General features: G+C 44.6%; 9 protein-coding genes and 2 tRNA genes. 9 read left to right on the top strand and 2 right to left on the bottom strand.

Annotated features, from left to right (window positions below):
- The first annotated feature begins 20 nt into the window (after window positions 1-20).
- The 3 genes from KI210_RS01180 to KI210_RS01170 all read left to right on the top strand — a co-directional run bounded on the left by KI210_RS01180 (window position 21) and on the right by KI210_RS01170 (window position 13,726).
- Window positions 21-3,464: a YSIRK-type signal peptide-containing protein gene (locus KI210_RS01180; protein WP_212780059.1), complete on the top strand. Its 3,444-nt coding sequence runs from the start codon at window positions 21-23 to the stop codon at window positions 3,462-3,464.
- Window positions 3,445-12,450, top strand: coding sequence for a mucin-binding protein (locus KI210_RS01175; protein WP_212780058.1), 9,006 nt, complete (start codon window positions 3,445-3,447; stop codon window positions 12,448-12,450). Before KI210_RS01180 ends, KI210_RS01175 begins: the two co-directional genes overlap by 20 nt.
- A 109-nt stretch (window positions 12,451-12,559) precedes the next feature.
- Window positions 12,560-13,726: an aminotransferase class I/II-fold pyridoxal phosphate-dependent enzyme gene (locus KI210_RS01170; RefSeq protein ID WP_212780057.1), complete on the top strand. Its 1,167-nt coding sequence runs from the start codon at window positions 12,560-12,562 to the stop codon at window positions 13,724-13,726.
- 58 nt (window positions 13,727-13,784) lie between these two features.
- Here KI210_RS01170 and KI210_RS01165 read toward each other — a convergent pair whose 3' ends face one another.
- Window positions 13,785-14,150 carry a pyridoxamine 5'-phosphate oxidase family protein gene (locus tag KI210_RS01165; protein ID WP_212780056.1) on the bottom strand — a complete coding sequence of 122 codons (366 nt, stop codon included), beginning with the start codon at window positions 14,148-14,150 and terminating at the stop codon, window positions 13,785-13,787.
- Window positions 14,151-14,324: 174 nt separating this feature from the next.
- On the opposite strand from KI210_RS01165, the gene KI210_RS01160 reads away from it, so the two are divergent.
- The 4 genes from KI210_RS01160 to KI210_RS01145 all read left to right on the top strand — a co-directional run bounded on the left by KI210_RS01160 (window position 14,325) and on the right by KI210_RS01145 (window position 16,534).
- Window positions 14,325-14,406 (top strand) — tRNA-Tyr (locus tag KI210_RS01160).
- A 5-nt stretch (window positions 14,407-14,411) separates the two neighbouring features.
- Window positions 14,412-14,483: transfer RNA gene (locus KI210_RS01155), tRNA-Gln, on the top strand.
- 157 nt (window positions 14,484-14,640) lie between these two features.
- Window positions 14,641-15,750 carry a hypothetical protein gene (locus KI210_RS01150; protein ID WP_212780055.1) on the top strand — a complete coding sequence of 370 codons (1,110 nt, stop codon included), beginning with the start codon at window positions 14,641-14,643 and terminating at the stop codon, window positions 15,748-15,750.
- An 82-nt stretch (window positions 15,751-15,832) separates the two neighbouring features.
- Window positions 15,833-16,534, top strand: a complete 702-nt coding sequence (locus KI210_RS01145) for a GntR family transcriptional regulator (RefSeq protein ID WP_212780054.1) — start codon at window positions 15,833-15,835, stop codon at window positions 16,532-16,534.
- 44 nt (window positions 16,535-16,578) lie between these two features.
- Here the strand turns inward: KI210_RS01145 and tagD are convergent, their stop codons facing one another.
- Window positions 16,579-16,965, bottom strand: a complete 387-nt coding sequence (tagD, locus tag KI210_RS01140) for a glycerol-3-phosphate cytidylyltransferase (RefSeq protein ID WP_212780053.1) — start codon at window positions 16,963-16,965, stop codon at window positions 16,579-16,581.
- A gap of 132 nt (window positions 16,966-17,097) precedes the next feature.
- On the opposite strand from tagD, the gene KI210_RS01135 reads away from it, so the two are divergent.
- Together KI210_RS01135 and KI210_RS01130 are read left to right on the top strand one after the other, a co-directional pair.
- The gene (locus tag KI210_RS01135) at window positions 17,098-17,847 is read left to right on the top strand and encodes a WecB/TagA/CpsF family glycosyltransferase (protein ID WP_212780052.1); all 750 of its coding nucleotides are present in this window, start codon (window positions 17,098-17,100) and stop codon (window positions 17,845-17,847) included.
- Entirely contained in the window at window positions 17,844-18,941 is a 1,098-nt protein-coding gene (locus KI210_RS01130) for a glycosyltransferase (RefSeq protein ID WP_212780051.1), read from the top strand. The genes KI210_RS01135 and KI210_RS01130 overlap by 4 nt, the downstream gene beginning before the upstream one ends.
- The last annotated feature ends 2 nt before the right edge of the window (window positions 18,942-18,943 follow it).

The following is an 18,943-nucleotide window of genomic DNA, read 5'->3' as shown; positions in this document are numbered from 1 at the left end:
GTTTTTAGGGAGTTAATAGTATGAAAAAGCGTGATTATGACTCTAAGCAGCGGTTTAGTATCCGCAAACTGACTATTGGAGTTACATCGGTTTTGCTTTCGACACTTTTCATGACCTACGGTCAGGTCGACACAACACACGCAGCAACCGATACTACAAACACCACTAGTTCGGAGTCAAGTTCAAGTAGTTCTACATCAAGTAGTTCAAGCAGTTCAAGTGCAGAGAGTACCACTAGTTCAGATGCTTCAGTTGAAAGCAGTTCAAGCAGCAGTAGTGTGTCTAGTTCTGATACTACAACTGCAAATAGTTCAAGTAGCACTAGTGCTGCTAGTTCTGACACTTCAGTAGCAAGTGATGCAACCACCGCTAAGTCAACTTCTAGTGATTCAACTAGTAGTGCTGCAAACAGTACTACTGCAGACTCGGAAAAGAGCTCAGAAACCAGCAATAGTACCAGTTCAACCACTAGTTCCGACACTTCTAGTTTAGATAGTAGCGTTAGTGCCTTAGCTGCAAGTGCAGACAGTACGGATAACAGTAGTACAGAAGAAACAGAATCTAATACTAGAATTACTGACTCTTCTATGACTTTGAGTCAAACTACTGTTGGGAACGATGGTTTAAATACCGATATTGAAGTAGTTGTCCATGTTACCCTTAAGGCTGGAGACAAAATCAAAGTAGCCTTTCCCAAAGGCTCGGCCTACCGTATCACTTCACATGATAGTTCTGCTGATGGAGGGGTAATAAGCGATGAATCAAATTCCTCTACTTGGGTGATGGCATTTTCTGCTACTTCGAATGGAACATATACCCTACACGCAACTATTGGAGATCAAAGCAACTATACTTTACAGCCAACGCCAATGCCAGATATTGGTACTCATGAAGTGGCAATGACGCTTAGTGGGACTGATAGTGCGGGCAATTCAATTGGAACAACAACCAAGACTTTTACTGCCACTATTACTCCAGGAGCTTCGCCAAAAATCACACGGTCACCAAGTAGTTTAACCGGTGTTAAGACAAATACTGATTATACTTATACTTTGAACATAAATGAAGCTAACGGGGTTAGTGACACAACTTCCTATCCTAGTAATCGGGTAAATTCAGCTGATAACTATGGAACAACGATTACTGTTCCAGTTCCTGATTCCTTTAAGTTAGATGAAACTGCAACTAACACTGCAAATAACTTTACTGATGGGACGACAATTACCCAAGCTGCTACAGGAGCTGACATCATCATCACTGTCCCTAAGGGTGCAGGTAATCAGAATAATTCAAATGATGATTATGCTGGTTATAAGCTGGTTGGGTCATATCTCACTGACCAGCCGGAACAAGATACGACTTTAACGGCTGCTTCCAATATAGTTATGGTTCAAAAAATTGATGCCAAGGGAACTACAGTTACCTTTAACGGACCAAAGTTTTCAGAAACCTTGCTAGCCAAGGACTCTACTAATGTTGGTAATGTTGGTTTTTCAGTTAACGGTGCCCATGACGATAATAGCATCTTGTTGAAAGACGATGAGCATGAATATTTAAACCAGATTTTTATTACTAATAGGAGTATTTATAACCTAACTGATTCGGCTATCACCATTAATCTTCCAAGTGGTTTTGATGCTACTAGTATTAAAATACCCGAAAAGACAACCGACAATAATCGATCGACTACTTGGCAATATACGCTGACTTATGCCGACGGAACTACATCAACAGGAAGTGCTGCTTCTGGGGAAACAATTAAAGCTAGTGGTTCTAGCGCAATTCGCACGGCTGAGTTTAAACCAAGTGAAATTGCTTCTGGCGGAAGTGGATATTTCTATGTCTATGGTGATCTAGCTGCAAACTATGATGATGGTACAGCGGTAAAAAGCGATGATAAATTAACCACCAAGATAACTTGGATTAGTAATTCTACTGGCATTAACGGAACGCTTAGCGGGACTCAGACCGTTGCGGCCGAACCAGTTACTAGTTTGCGACTTTGGACGCATCAAGCATCTGGGCAAATTGCGGTATATACCACAGGCAATTCATCAGATACGACTAGCTATGTATATGAACCAATTTTTTATTATGTTTTGCCGCAACATGCCTCATATACTGGGAAAAATCAATGGCTGCAGGGCGATCCAACTATTTCAACTTTTTGGGTGAATGGGCGCGAAGTAATCAAAATTGATTACACTGGTACGCAGTTTAAGTTTAATACCCACTCAAATGCCACTAATTCGATGTTTGTGGCAATCTCTGCGTTAGCAGATAATGGCAGCTACCCTGGGCAAGTCTATATTTATAGTCCGCATACCAAGATGTCTAATGGTCTAGCTAGTGATCAAAGCACTTTTGATAGTAAATATACTGAGGGTCATGCGGATAGTAATACTTACTTAGTGGGCAACTATAGCTTTTCTGTAAGCTCAATGAGTTCTCTCTCACCAGTTGCCCAAGCAAGTGGTAATACTCAAGGTGGAGTTTTTGCAACTAATGGCAATTCTGATGACAAGGGCTCAACGGCTATGGACTACGAAATTGGCATTAAAAATAGTACCAATACTGATGCCCAGAATATTGTCGTAGTTGTCAACCTGCCAACTAACATTAACTACCAATTAACTGGGGCAATTACTGCTGCTAGTGGGACAGTTTATTATTCAACTAAAGTCGTTAGCCTGAATTCACAACCAAATACCGGTGATAGCTCAACTTGGGTAACAGCTGATCAGGTAAGCGACTGGAGCACAATTAAGAGCGTTGCCATCGACGTGGGGACGGTAGCCCAAGGCACACTGTCGAGTATTTATGTATTTAAGGGAATAGATCCTAGTTTAGGTGCCGATGGTGGCAAGACAGCTACCTTGAAGGCGGCAATGTATGCAAATGGCGTAACTAATGCGGCAACCACCAGTTCAAGTATTGCGATTGCCGGAACTTCCACCATTAAGACGGCCTTACAATATGTTGATGCTGATGGTCAAACCCATACTGTCGATTTAGACTACACCAAGAGATATGCCGATGGTACTACCACCATGAAAACTACTGATTTTCCAGAAAACCTGAATGGATTCAGTAGTTCTGATCAAGCCAAGATTCAAGCTCTGATTGACCAAGGCTATGTCTTTAGTACTAGCAACACCACGATTAAAAATGGTGAAAAAACCTGGACTGATGACGAAACAAATAGTGAGGCTGCATTTGGTTCAACTGTTCGATACTATTTTGATGGCGATACGGTAGTTTACGTCCTGGAACAGGGAACGACCGAAACGACCCAAACGGTTCAGCGACAGTTTACCTACAAGAATGACCAACAGACTTTAAAGGATCCTACAACTGGCAGTACTAGTCTTATCGTAACTAAGTCGGTCAACAAGATTACTGGTGCCATCACTTATACTGCTGTTGATGCTTCTGGTAATTCATATGAAGTTACGGCAAATTGACGATGGGACGATCACCATTGCCAATGTACCAGGACTGACTGAGAGTGAATTAAGTGCGGTTAGCAACCTCAATGGTTACCACTTAACTAATGAAACTGCCGCTGGGGCCGGTTCGTTTACTGTGTCATTTGCAGCTGATACAACGCAGACGGTTGTAACGGCATTGACTTATGAAGCAGATAATCAGGAAGTAAAGATTTCAGCTCATGATAATACCGCATCAAGCTCGATCACGATTCCAGCTGAATACACTACGGTATTCAACGGCAAGACCAATGCTGCTTTATCAACCGCCGATGGGTTAAGTGACGCCCTTACCAAGATTAAAAATTATCTGGCAGGACTGCATTACCAGCTTGATTCCATCACTTTTGGCGACAAGACCTATACCGATAGTGATTTTGCTTTAGCAAGTCTTAATTTTGATGCCACGCAAAATGGTGCTGCCACAACCGACAGCAGTCCGCAAACCATTGTCCTGAACTATAGCCATGCCACCCAGGAGGCTAGTCGGAATAAGACAGTAACGCGAACAATTCATTATGTTTATGAAAATGGCGCAAAAGCCTTTGATGATATTACTGCTTCTCAGACTTACACTGAAACCGGGACAACTGATTTAGTAACTAATACGACAACTTGGGATGATAGTTCTTGGAATCCAGCTAGCTATACTTTTGCGGCCGTTACGTCTCAAGCACTTACAGGATATACTCCAAGTGCAGCTACAGTTGCTGCCCAAACGGTTACTGTTAATAATGCCAACTTTGATAATAATCTTGATATTGCCGAAACAGTAACCTATACTGCTGACCCGCAAGTGCTTGATCTGAAAGTTCATGACCAAACCACAAATACTGATCTGACGATTCCAGCAGATTACACTTCAAGTTTTGCCGGAACGAGTAATGGCGCAGTTGATACTGACAAGGTTAAGTCGGCAATTGCAGCGCTGAAGACTTACTATGCAGGTTTGGGGTACGTTTACGAGTCAAATACAGACATTCCAAGCACTTATGATACAGATGATGCTGCCAACCAAACTGTAACGATAACTTTGACGCACAAGCTTGTCACCGTTACTCCAGATGCACCTAAGACTCCTAGCGACCAGATTCCTGATACCAAGCAAAAGTATCCGGATGGCGTTGCCGCAGATGATCTGAACAAGACAATTACGCGGACGATCAACATCACTTATCCTGACGGCAGTACTGAGACGGAAAAGCAAACAGTTAAATTAACCCGTCAAGCAACTGTTGATGCAGTAACTGGCGCGGTAACTTATGGCTCGTGGAGTACCGGCTCTTGGAGTGAATATGCTTTGACGCCGAAGACCGGCTACACTATTAAGACCGTAACCAGCGATGGCACCACCAGCAGCGAAGTTGACAATGCTTCTGCAGTAGCAGCTGAAACTGTAACTTCAGCTACTGCTGATACGACGGTTAATGTCACTTATGTAGCAGACTACCAACAATACTTGCTGAAAGTGGTTGATGGCGATAAGGAAAATGAAGAACTTTCACTGGACCTTCCTGGGGTAACTGCTTCCTATGATGGAACAACTGGTGCCAGCTTGACTGATAGCCAGGTTGCAACCATGAAGTCGTCTTTGGCAACATTGCTGCAGTACTACAAGGCCAAAGGCTACACGATTAAGGATGAAGACTTTGCAAGTCTGCTGGCAAGCTTGTCGAGTTTAGAATTTGATTCAACCGATAACCTCGCCGCAACGACTGATGCGACGCCGCAATACGTCACCTTAACGCTTAATCACCAAAAGGTTACCGTTACGCCTGATGCACCAAAGGATGAGGGGACTACCATTGATGGTACTGAGCAGACTTATCCGAGCGGTGTTAGTGAAAATGATCTGAACAAGACGATCACCAGAACGATTACGGTTCATGTACCCGGTGGTTCTGCGCAAGTTGTCACCCAAGAGGTCAAGTACACTAGAACTGCCACTGTTGATGCTGTGACCAAGGCGGTTGCTTATAGCGATTGGACGTCGAGTGATGGCACTTGGGATGCCTACACTGTTCCAAGTTTTGCAGGCTATACTGCCCATGTTTCAGGCTCAGTTGATAGCAAAAAGGTAGCCGTAACTGATAAGGATGAGACTGCTGATATCACCTATACTGCTGATCCACAAGAACTTGTCTTGAAAGTACATGATCAAACGACTGGTTCTGATCTGACGATTCCAGCAAATTACACTTCAAGTTTTGCCGGGACAAGTAATGGTGCGGTTGATACCGATAAGGTAAAATCAGCAATTGCAGCCTTAAAGACTTACTATGCTGGTTTAGGTTATGACTATGTAGCAATATCGGCAATTCCGGACACTTATGATACAGATGATGCAACTAATCAAACCGTAACTGTAACTTTGAAACACGGAAGCGTCACCGTTGAACCGAGCGATCCTAAGACTAGTTCGGACACTATTGATGGCACTAGCACCAAGTATCCTGATGGTGTCGGCGAAAATGATTTGAATAAAACCATTACGCGGACCATTACCGTTGCATATCCTGATGGGACAACGAAGACGCTAACGCAAGCGGTCAAGTACACCAGAACGGCTACTGTTGATACCGTTACTGGTAAAATTACCGGCTACAGCAGCTGGACGACGGATAACAATACTTGGGCTGCTTATACGCCTGAACCGCTGGCCGGCTATACGGCTGAATCGGCACCAGAAGTTACGGTATCGAGTGCTGATGCTGACAGCAGCATTACCTTGAAGTACACTGCTCATAACCAGTACCTGCATTTTGCTGTAACTGATGAGACGACTAATAAGAGTTTGGATCCAACTGCAAGCGGCATTACCAGCCACTTTACTGGTACTTCAAATGCGACAGTTGATGCCAGCGTAACTAGCGACTTTAAGCAGCTGATTGCTTACTATGAACAGTTAGGCTACGAAGTCGTAAGTGCCGACAGCGTACCAACTTTGTATGATACGGCGGATGCAGTAGACCAAGTTGTTAACTTGAAGCTGAAACACAAGCTGGTCACAGTAACAGCAGATGATCCTAAGAATCAAGGTACGACTATTGACGGCACTAGCCAGACTTATCCAAACGGCGTTGCCAAGACGGATCTGAATCGGACGGTTACGCGGACCATCAACATTTACTATCCTGATAAAACTACCGGCCGGGTAGTTCAAGATGCTGTCTTTACCAGATCAGCCGTTGTTGATGCAGTCACCGGCGCAGTAACTTATAACGCCTGGACCAGTGTGGACCCAACTTGGGATGAATATGATGCTAAAACGATTGATGGTTACACAGCCGTTCCAACTAAGTATGAAGCCCAAACTGTGACTGCTGAAGATAAGGATGCAACGGTTGAAATCACCTACAAGCCAAATGTTCAGCATTTAACGATCAAACTGTATGATAAGGATAAAAATAGCGCGGAGCTGGCTGCTAACGTTGACGGGATTACCAACAATTTCAGTGGCTATAGCGATACTGCAGTTTCCAGCGCAGTAGCTGAGAGTGTTGCTGAACTGATTTCCTACTACGAAAAGCAGGGTTACACTTTAGTTGAACAAGACAACGTTCCGGCTGACTACGATGCTGATGATGAGACTGAACAGGTAATCAAGGTTTACTTTGCTCATAAACTAGTAACCGTTGAGCCAACTGATGGGAAGACCACCACCGACACCATCCCTGGAACCGAAGTAAACTACCCAGCTGGGGTTGCTGAAACTGATTTAAATAAGAGCATTACCAGAACGATTACCGTTCACAAACCAAACGGTTCTGAGGAAATCGTTACCCAGACAGTCAGCTATGCGAGAAAGGCTGAAGTCGATGCGGTAACGCAGCAGGTTACTTACGGCGCATGGACAGTTTCTAGCCAGGGTAATGTTTGGAAGAGCTACACCGCTCCTGTTATTTCTGGCTACACGGCTGACAGTTCTTCACCAGTTAGTGAGAAGATCGTCGCTGTGACCGACAGCGATGCGAGCGTAGATATTTACTACTATGCCGATCCTCAGAACTTGGACGTGGTCGTAACCGATAAGACGACTGGTGAAACGCTAGATCCAACAGCCAGCGACATTAAAGTCAAGTTCGTTGGCGACTCCAATTCTGCAATTGATACTGCCAGTGTTGACCACAGTTTGGCAAAGTTGCAACAATACTATGCTGAACTTGGCTATGAAGTGTACTCAACCGACTCCGTGCCAACTACTTATGACGATGATGACGCAACTGATCAGAAAGTAAATCTGGTCTTGCAGCATAAGCTAGTAACAGTTACTGCTGATGATCCAAAGGATGCAGGTACCACCATTGATGGTACTAGCCAAACTTATCCAGCTGGTTTAACCAAGACTGAATTGAGCAAGACGATTACCAGAACGATCACGGTTATCAAACCAGACGGTACTAGCCAAACAATTACGCAGCCGGTTACCTATACCAGAACTGCTACAGTTGATGTGGTAACTAAAGCAGTTAGCTATTCTTCATGGATTAGTTCCAACAACATTTGGAACAGCTATGCTCCTGAAAAGCTGGCCGGCTATACGCCAAGTCAGAATTCAGTTGCAAGCAAGACGGTTTCAGTCGACGATGGCGACGAAAGCCTGGTAATTACCTATACTCCAGACCAGCAGAAGCTGCAAATTCAGGTCAGTGATACTACTACGGGCAGTACGCTTGATCCAAGTGCCAGTGGCGTTACAACTGATTTCACTGGTGAATCGGATGGCAAGGTTCCTGCTAGCGTGAAGACTAGTCTTGATCAATTAATTAGTTACTACGAGGCTAAAGGCTATGAAGTTGCAAGCCAAAGCGATCTTCCTGCCAATTACGATACTGATGATGCTACTGACCAAACAGTAAGCTTGGTTTTGAAACATAAGTACGTAACTGTGGAGGCCAATGATCCAAAGAATCCTGACGATCCAATTGATGGCACCAGCCAAACTTATCCAAAGGGCGTTGCTGAAAGTGATTTGAATAAGACGATCACGCGGACTATCAAGGTAAACTTGCCAAATGCGACGGCCATTACCATCACGCAGCCAGTAACTTACACTCGTCATGCAGTTGTCGATGCGGTAACCGGCGAAATTACTTATGGAAGCTGGACGGCAGAAAATAGTGATGATACTTGGGATGAATATAATGCCCCAACTGTCACTGGCTATACAGCTTTGCCAGGAAAAATCAGTGCCAAGCAAGTGGCTGTAACCGATAGTGATGCCAGTGTGGTAATTGACTACTCAGCTGATGCCCAAACATTAGTAATTCAAGTAGTTGATGATACCACTGGCAAGGCTTTGGATGCTGCAGCTGATGGCGCCCAATCAAGCTTTAGCGGTGTAACTGACGGAGCGGTTCAAGATGACGTCAGTGAAAATATGGCTAAGCTGATTTCATACTATGAAAGCCAAGGCTACACTTTGGTTAAGGCTGATTCAGCTCCAAAATCTTATGATGACGACGATAAAACTGAGCAAGTCGTTACTATTCATATGGCTCACCGGACGATTACCGTTGAACCAGGCAATCCTAAGACTACGACTGATACTATTGATGGCACCAGCAAGTCGTATCCAGAGGGCGTAGCTGAAAGTGATTTGAATAAGACCATTACGCGAACGATCAATGTCACAGACCCTGATGGCAATACCACCACAATCACCCAAGTTGTGAAGTACCAAAGAAATGCCAGCTTTGACGCCGTTGATCCTGCCGCAATTACTTATGGTGATTGGAAACTTGCTAGTGATAGCAACACTTGGGAAGTCTATAACCCAGAAGCAATTAGTGGTTATACACCTAGCCAAAGCGTTGTGGAAGCTCAGACAGTTACAGCCAGCGATCGGGATGCAGTTGTTAATATTACCTATGCTGCTAATCCGCAACAGCTGACAATTGCAATTACTGATCAGACAACTGGTAAAACTTTGACTGCTCCAAGTGAAATTCCAACTAGCTTCACTGGTAATTCCAATGGCAATGTTGGTACTGAACCAAGCAGCAGTTTAAGCAGCTTGATTTCATACTATGAAGGATTGGGTTATGAGTTAGTTTCAAGTGGCAGCGTTCCTGAAAAATATGATACTGATGATGCGGTTGATCAAGTCATTAACTTAGTTTTGAAGCATAAGACCGTAACTGTGACAGCTGATAATCCGAAGACCACAAGTGATCCAATTGATGGGACAAAGGTAAACTACCCATCAGGAGTAAGCGCAAGCGACTTGAACAAGACGATTACTCGGACAATTACGATTACTTATCCAGATGGAACAACGGAGACGGTAACGCAGCCGGTAAATTACGCTAGAACGGCAACGGTCGATGCGGTAACTGGCGAAGTCAGCTACTCTGAATGGACTAGTGGAGATAATATCTGGGATAAGTACACACCAGAAGCAGTTGCAGGCTACACTCCAAGTCAAAGTTCAGTTGATGCTAAGAGTGTCGCTGCTTCTGACAGCAACAGCACGGTTGCGATCACGTATACACCGAATACCCAAAAATTGGCTATCGTGGTTAAAGATGCTGATGGCAACACCCTCAACGCCAATGGCAGCGGAATTACCACCAATTTCACTGGCGATTCTGACAGCAGTGTTGGAACCAAACTGAGTGATAACTTGAAGGACCTGACTGCCTACTACGAAGGCTTGGGCTACGATATAGTTTCAACTAGCACGATTCCAACGACTTATGATCATGACGACAAGACTGATCAAACAGTCAAGGTAACGGTTAAGGCTCGGATAATTCCGGTATCGGCAGATGATCCAAAGACTAGTGTTGATAAGATTTCAGGGACTAAGCAAAATTATCCTGAAGGCGTCGGCGAAAGTGACTTGAACAGAGTAATCACGCGGACAATCAATGTTACTGATCCGGATGGGACCACTAAGGCGATTACGCAAACTGTTAAATATACGCGCAATGCGATAGTTAATGCCGTAACTGGTGAGGTAACTTATAGTGCGTGGACTAGTGAAAATGCCCTTTGGGATGTTTACGATGTTCCGGTAATTCCTGGATATAAGGCTAGTCAAAACGTGGTAAATGGCCAAGAAGTAGCGCCAGAGATGGAAGATCAAACTATTGACATTGACTATGCTGCTCAAACGCAAAACTTGAAGTTCATAGCAACGGATGAAACAACTGGTCAAACGATTGATTTGACTAAGTCCGGCATTACGACCAGTTTTGCAGGAAACAGCAACGGTGTAATTCCAGCTGAAGCCAGTCAAGCTCGGCAAAAGCTGATTGACTATCTTGAAAGCTTAGGCTACAAGGTGGAAGCCGGCAGCTTGCCAAGTAAGTTTGATACTGATACGGCAGTTGACCAGACTGTAAGCTTCAATTTGACGCATAAGACGGAAAGCGCGCAAGAGACTAAGACAATCACGCGGACGATCAATGTTACTGATCCGGATGGCAGAACTAAGACCATCACTCAACCTGTTAAGTTTACGCGGACCAAGACCACTGATCTGGTAACCAAGGAAAGTACGTATACTGAATGGACTAGTGGCAACAGTCAATGGACAAGTGTCAATGTTCCAACGATTCCTGGTTACACCGCTAGTCAAAACGAAGTAAATGGTCAAGAAGTAACGCCAGAGATGGAAGATCAAACTATTGACATTGACTATGCTGCACAAGCACAAAACTTGAAGTTTATAGCAACTGATCAAACAACTGGCCAAACGATTGATTTGACTAAGTCCGGCATTACGACCAGTTTTGCAGGAAACAGCAACGGTACGATTCCAGCCGAAGCAAGTCAGGCTCGGCAAAAGCTGATTGACTATCTTGAAAGCTTAGGCTACAAGGTGGAAGCCGGCAGCTTGCCAAGCAAGTTTGATACTGATACGGCGGTTGACCAGACTTTAAGCTTCAATTTGACGCATAAGACTGAAAGCGCACAAGAAACTAAGACAATCACGCGGACGATCAAGATCACGAGTCCAGATGGCAGAACTAAGACCATCACTCAACCGGTTAAATTTACGCGGACTAAGACGACTGATCTGGTAACTAAGGAAAGTGCATATACTGCTTGGACCAGTGAAAATTCTCGTTGGGATGCTTATGATGTTCCGGCAATTCCTGGTTACACCGCTAGTCAAAACGAAGTAAATGGCCAAGAAGTAACGCCAGAGATGGAAGATCAAACAGTCAACGTGGGTTATACTGCTCAAGCGCAAAACTTGAAGTTCATAGCAACGGATGAAACAACTGGTCAAAGCGTTGATTTAACTAAATCCGGCATTACGACCAGTTTCACGGGAACTAGCAACGGTACAATTCCAGCTGAAGCAAGTCAAGCTCGGCAAAAGCTGATTGCCTACCTTGAAAGCTTAGGCTACAAGGTGGAAGCTGGCAGCTTGCCAACTAAGTTTGATACTGATGCAGGTGTAGACCAGACTGTAAGCTTCAATTTGACGCATAAGACGGAAAGTGCCCAAGAGACTAAGACAATCACGCGGACAATTCGCCTGCACCAACCTAATGGCAGTGTCAAGGAAATCAAGCAGACCGTAGTCTTTACGCGGACTAAGACGACTGACTTGGTAACCAAGGAAGACACCTACACTGCTTGGACCAGTGAAAATAGTCAATGGGCAAGCATAATTGTGCCAACGATTTCAGGCTACCAGGCAAGCATCAAGGTCGTTAAAGCCGAAAAGGTAACTAGTGATGCTGAAAATGAAATTATTGATGTAACTTACAGTGCTATCAAGCCAGCCAAGCCAGCACCGACACCAAAGCAGCCAGCTAAACCTCAACCAAAGGACAATGGACGTGCTAATGCCACAAGCACAAGCAAACAGCCAAGCCAAAGCGAGGGGCAAAATGAATTGCCGCAAACTGGTGAAAATAATGCTGCTGCTTCAGTAGGTATTTTAAGCATGCTATTAGGACTGCTAGGAATTGGCTTTGAACGCAGACGTAAGCGCAGATAATAAAATTAAAGACCACCAAGCTTTAAGCTTGATGGCCTTTTTTTAATGATTTCTTCAATAGATTATTATATAATGGTTAAAAATGACGCAGAGAGGCAGGAGGAATACTATGGTTGAGATGACCAAATACATGCGCAAAGGCCTAGTAGAACAAAAAGATGGTGCCATTCTTTCGTTCTCAGCTTATGCGGCTAAAATACCCGGAATTGTTAGTTTTACGATTGGAGAGCCAGATTTTAATACTCCTGATCATATCAAGACGGCAGCTAAAAATGCGATTGCGCAGAACCATTCCCACTATGCACCAAGTGCCGGGACTTTGGGCTTGCGCCAGGCAGCTAGTGATTTTTTGGCACAACGCTATGACCAGCACTATGCTCCTGATGAAGTTGTGGTTACAAATGGCGTAACTGAAGGGATTTATGATGCTTTGCTGGCTATTTTGAATCCTGGCGACGTCGTGGTGGTGCCAACGCCAGCCTTTCCTTTATATATTTCGGATGCTAAGATGCTGGGAGCAGAAGTAGTGCAGCTTGATACGTCAAAAACTGGCTTTAAATTAACGCCCCAAGCTCTGCAAGGAGTGCTTGATGAATACGGCGAGCGCGTTCGGGCGGTGGTTTTGAATTATCCTAATAATCCAACCGGGGTTTGTTATAGCCAGGAAGAACTTGACCAACTGGCTGACGTAATTCGGGACAAACCGATCTTTGCCTTGTGCGATGAAATTTATAGTGAATTGTCGTATGAGCATCCCCACACCTCAATGGTCAAATCTTTGCGTGACCAGGTCATCTTGCTGACCGGGGTGTCTAAGTCTTGGGCGATGACGGGTTACCGTATTGGGGTGGTTTGTGCGCCAAAAGAAGTTGCTCATCAAGTTTTAAAGCTGCATCAAATGATCACGACTAGTGAACCAACACCGATGCAGGATGCAGCGCAAGAAGCCTTTGCCCATGGTCAGGATGATGCCGTGCCAATGAAAGCAGAGTTCAAAAAGCGCCGAGACTATTTGTATCAGGAATTAACCAAACTGGGCTTTGACTGCGTTAAACCTGAAGGAGCTTTCTACATCTTTGCCAAAATTCCCGCCGGTCTAGAGCAGGATGATACCAAATTGATTTATGAACTAGCTGAACAAGCTAAAGTTGCCGTTACGGCCGGGTCGTTTTTCGCCAAGGGCGGAGCCGGCTATCTGCGTTTCTCTTACGCTGTTAGCGTTGCTCAAATTGAAGAAGGCGTGAAGCGGCTGCGGGCTTACTTGCAGACTAAATAAGTAAAAAGGACCAGACACCTATTGGTATCCGGTCCTTTTAGTTTACTTGTTTAATTTTTTATTCGTAGATTTCTTCGATGTCGATTACTACTACGTATGCGTTAGGGAAGCCTGAGCCTTCCAAAACCTTTGCACGGTAGTCGTCATCTTCATGAACGTGAGCAGTACCAACTACCCGTACGTTAGTGTGGGTAGGAACGTCAGCAACAACAACAGCAGCCTTTGAACCGTTCTTCAAGTTTTCGTATGCGTGAGCTTGCGTCTTTTCAAGGTATTGCAGGTGGCCGTCATCCAAAACAGTCATTGATGCCTTAGGACCAACTTGTGGGTTGCCGTCCTTGTCAACAGTTGCCAAATATGCCAAGTGGCTAGTGAAAAATTCTTGTTGTTCCTTGGTTAACTTAGTTGCGCTTAATTTCTTCATATGGTAATTCCTCCATAAAATTACAAATATTATTTTTTACAAGGTAAATATTACCATAAAATTAATCCGCTTACTAGCAATTAGCTTGTAATTTTTTACACAAAGTTTTTAGGCTTTATTGAAAAATATGCTTGCTTTTTCTTGTCCCTTTCGTTAATATATTAAGAGTGCAACGGAGGAGTAGCGAAGTGGCTAAACGCGACGGTCTGTAAAACCGTTCTCTCTGAGTTCGGCGGTTCGAATCCACCCTCCTCCATTGATTGGGTTATAGCCAAGTGGTAAGGCAATGGTTTTTGGTACCATCATGCGCTGGTTCGAATCCAGCTAACCCAATTGTTCTTACGAACACCCAACCCGAAAAAGACGTCTTCGATCGAAGGCGTTTCTTTTTTTATTCTAAAAGTTTATTTTGCATTAGAAAGCAAATTTTAGGCTTTTGCTGGGGAATCGGTTAGAATAGATACTAGTTTTTATTAGGAAGGAAGAGGCTATGCCAAGAATCGTTAAAGTCGGCAGCCATGCGCTTACCTGGAGACAGGCGTTGAAGGATCTCCGAGGCGATGACTTGCTGTTGTTGACACCGGGCTACTATGAAGTGCCTAATGATTTAAATCTTGCCGATGTAACGATTAAGGGAACCGGAAATGCACCAGAAGAAACGGTGCTTTTGGGGTCGCTTAAATTGTCAGCGGACAGTCGTTATGTCAACTTGGACAATTTGACGCTAAACACGGTGAAGGCAGAACCCAACCTGCAATTGCCGGCGACGGCTGATAGCTACTTGTCGCTGCGCAGTACGATTATCCGCGGGCCGCATGATCATCAAGGGGCTTTGGTAATTGATGGCAAGAGTACCGTAGAATTATATTCGGTCAAGCTTTTTGGCAAAATCGAGGTTAATGATACGGCAGACTTTCGCTTGGAAATGAATGATACGCAAGTAGTTAACCCTAAAGCTGGTTTGCTGCCAAGCATCGGGATTCATGGTCAAGGGACCGCCATCATTAACAATTCGCAGATTGCGGGACGGCTATTTGCTTATCCTGATTGCGATATTGAACTAGACATTAATAATAGTCAGGTTGAGCAATTAACTACCGCTGGTCGGGTATGGGAAAATCTTTTGCAAACCCGGATCACTAGCAAGGCCAGCGATGCCTTTTTTATCAGCGGCGAAACCTATGCTAATGTCGTTTCTTGTCAAATAGCCGGCACGGCCGCCTTGAGTCAGGAAAGTCGCAGCATTTGGCAAAATACAGAAACGCAAGAGTTAATAGCTGATCAACAAGCCAAAATTACCATGACCGGCTGCAGCGTCTACGCCCATGCCGAATTCCAAGGAGAAAGCGAAGCAGATTTGCTGAGGACCAGTTTTGCTAGCGATGGTCAGGCAGATTATTACTTGGCAGTCTTGGACCACAGTCGGGTTAAGGGCAGCAATTTGATTTTGAACAGCAATAATGATCTTTTGACGGTGCGGGATGAGGCAGTTCTCCGGACCAGTATTATGGCTAGCGACCGGGATGAATTGGAAGTCGAATGTACCAAAGCGTTGAATGTGAATATTTTTGGGATTAAGTGGACAGCTAAAAAGCGCTAGAAAAGTTTTTACCCTTTTTCAGTGAAATATAGACCAATCTGAATTATAATGGAGATAGTTTCACACAGTGGAGGTGCCAATTATGGAAGAGCCGATGTATATCAGAATCCATAACTCAATCAAGCATGATATTGAACGTCGCGTTTATCATGTGGGCGACCGGATTCCGGCTGAACGTCAACTGGCCAAGAAGTTTGGAGTCTCGCGAATGACTCTGCGCCAAGCAATCAAGACTTTGGAAGATGAGGGCATATTGGAGCGCCGCTTGGGAAGCGGGACTTATGTTGCCAGTCAAAAGGTCCAAGAAAAAATGTCCGGCGTCATGTCATTTACGGAAATTACTCGGGCTAATGGGCAAGATCCGTCCAGCAAGCTTTTATCCTACCAAGTAAGTCAGCCGTCTTCTTCTGAGAAGGAACGTCTGCAAATGGAAAAAGGCGAACAAGTCTTGCGGATGGAGCGGATACGCTATGCCGATGACGTACCGATTTGTTCAGAAGTGGTCACGATTCCCTTCCACTTGGTAAAAGATTTTTCCAAGGACGATATTTCGGCCCATTTATACCGGACTTTAGAAAAAAAGGGCGGATACGAAATTGGTCAGGTGACTGAATATATTTCGGCAGCTGTGGCGAGTGAAAATGATGCTCGTTTGCTTAACTGCAAAAAAGGCGAGGCTTTGATCACGCGGCGCCAGGTAACCGAACTAGCAGACGGAACCCCGTTTGAATATACTCGGGCCAGCTATGTAGCTGAACGCTTTGAATTTACTTTTTCTAAGTAAAGCAAAATGCTCCAACTTATCGAACGGATAAGCTGGAGCACTTTTTATTTTAAGTCAGATTTTATTTTGCTGGTGGAAATCCCAGGAGTTCGCGGCAAGTAGACAACTTGGCAGTAGGGCTTGAGAAAATCAAATTGGCCCCGCCAATCATCGCCCATGACGAAGGTATCGATGTCGTATTTTTGGACATCGCTGATTTTTTGGTCCCAGTCGTTTTCGGGGATAACCTCGTCAACGTAGCGGATTGCCTCCAAGATGTACTTGCGTTCGGCATAACTGTTATATGCTTCTTTATGCTTTTTAAATTCGTTGAATTCATCTGTTGATAGAGCCACGATTAAATAATCGCCTAATTCTTTGGCCCGCTTTAATAGCCGGACATGCCCATAATGCAGCAGATCAAAGGTGCCGTATGTGATAACTTTTTTCATAAAAGGACCTCGCAAATTCTTAACGAATTAAGAATAGCACATTTGAAGAAATGTTAAAACTTCAAACTGGCCACAGCTCAAAGGCTGGTTTTTGCTAAAATAGAAAAAGAATACCAATTTGAGGATGGATTTATGGATAAAGTAAAGATATTAGGCGTTGCTTTCGATAATTTGACAACTGACCAATTTCATCAAATTTTTGCTAAACGGATCGCAGAACACGAACCAACCTTTGTCGTGACCGGCAATCCGGAAATTGTCATGGCAGCGCAAGAAAATCCCGAATATTTAAAAATTATTCAACAAGATGCTGATTATATCACGCCAGATGGTACCGGCATTATTTTGGCTTCACGCTGGCAGGGCCATCCCTTGCCAGAACGGGTAACTGGCTATGACCTGTTTTTATGGCTGCTAAAGCTGGCTGACCAGCAGCACCTGCGCGTGTATCTGCTGGGGTCCATGCCCCATGTAGTGCATGAAGCTGGCCGGCGCATTCGCCGCGATTATCCGCATGCTGAATTACTGGCAGCCGAAGACGGCTATTTTAAAGATAATCAATTTGAAGTGGTAGTTAACCGTATTCACAAGGCCCAGCCCGATTTGGTATTTATTGGGACAGGTGCACCCAAACAAGAACGGCTGATCAAAGCCTTGAAAGAAGCTGGGACTGGTGCTTTAATGATGGGCGTTGGCGGCACGTTTGACGTGTTTTCTGGGGAGAAAAAGCGGGCTCCCAGATGGATGCAGCAAGCCCACATCGAATGGCTCTATCGCTTGGTGACTGAACCGACGAGAATTGGGCGGATGATGGTGCTGCCGCAGTTTGCCCGGGCAGCTTATCAAGAAGCAAAAAGAAAGAAAAAAGAAGAACGAGCATGAAAATTTTATTCGTTAATGCGGGCTTAGAAAGTGGCGGCGGACTCACGCATATTGTCAATTTAATGATTGAGGCGAAAAAACAAAAGGCTCCGATCGAACTCTTAGTTTTAAGTGAAGGTCCAGTTGCCCAAGCAGCTCGCCAGGCGGGCATTGAACCACTGGTATTAGGAGCTAAGGGTCGGCTGGATGTCATGGCCTTTAAACGCTTAGCCAAAGTGATTAATGACGGGAATTACGATATTGTCCACACCCATGGTCCGCGGGCCAATCTTTATCTGTCCTTAATTCACAAAAAAATTAAGGCTAAGTGGTGCGTTACCGTGCATTCCGATCCTTTTTTAGATTTTGCGGGACGCGGCACGATCGGACGCATTTTTACGAAATTAAATCTGCATGCCTTGAAAAAAGCCGATTGCTTGTTTGCGATCACCAAACGTTTTTACCATTTGGTGGTGGATCAGGTAGGGATTCCGGCTGAGCGCGTGCATGTGATTTACAACGGCATTTTTTACCATGACGAAAGCCAAATCCCTGCCAAATATTCTCATGAATATTTCAATGTGATCAATGTCGCCCGCACGGAAAAAGTTAAAGGTCAAAAATTGCTCTTGGAGGCAATCAAGCGTCTGGATGATACGTCGATCCGGCTCCATATCGTTGGCAACGGCAGCGAGTTGGAAAACCTCGAGGATTACGCCAAAAAACTGGGACTGGGGCCAGAAGTCACTTTCCATGGCTTTTTAAGTCAGAAAAAAATCATGCACATGTATCGCAGCATGGACCTAGCGGTTCTTTCGAGCTATTCGGAAAGTTTTCCGCTGGTTTTATTAGAGGCTAGCGATAATTTGGTTCCGATTTTAAGTACCAAAGTAGGCGATTATGAACAAATGATCCCCAGCAGCTTGTATGGCTTTGTGGCCGAGGTTGGGGATGTTGACAGTTTGGCCGAGCAGCTAAAAATTGCCGCAAATACCCCAAGCGAAGATTTGGCCGACATGGCCCGAAGAGAAAAAGAGTATTTGGCAAGTCATTTTTCAGTTGCCCAGCAGCTCGCAGACATGATGGCGGTTTATCGGCAGCTCGGTGAGGTATGATA

It is taken from the genome of Lactobacillus corticis (assembly GCF_018327645.1).
GTDB lineage: Bacteria > Bacillota > Bacilli > Lactobacillales > Lactobacillaceae > Lactobacillus > Lactobacillus corticis.
Note: the sequence above shows the minus strand (reverse complement) of the source record. Positions and strands in the feature narration are given on the sequence as shown.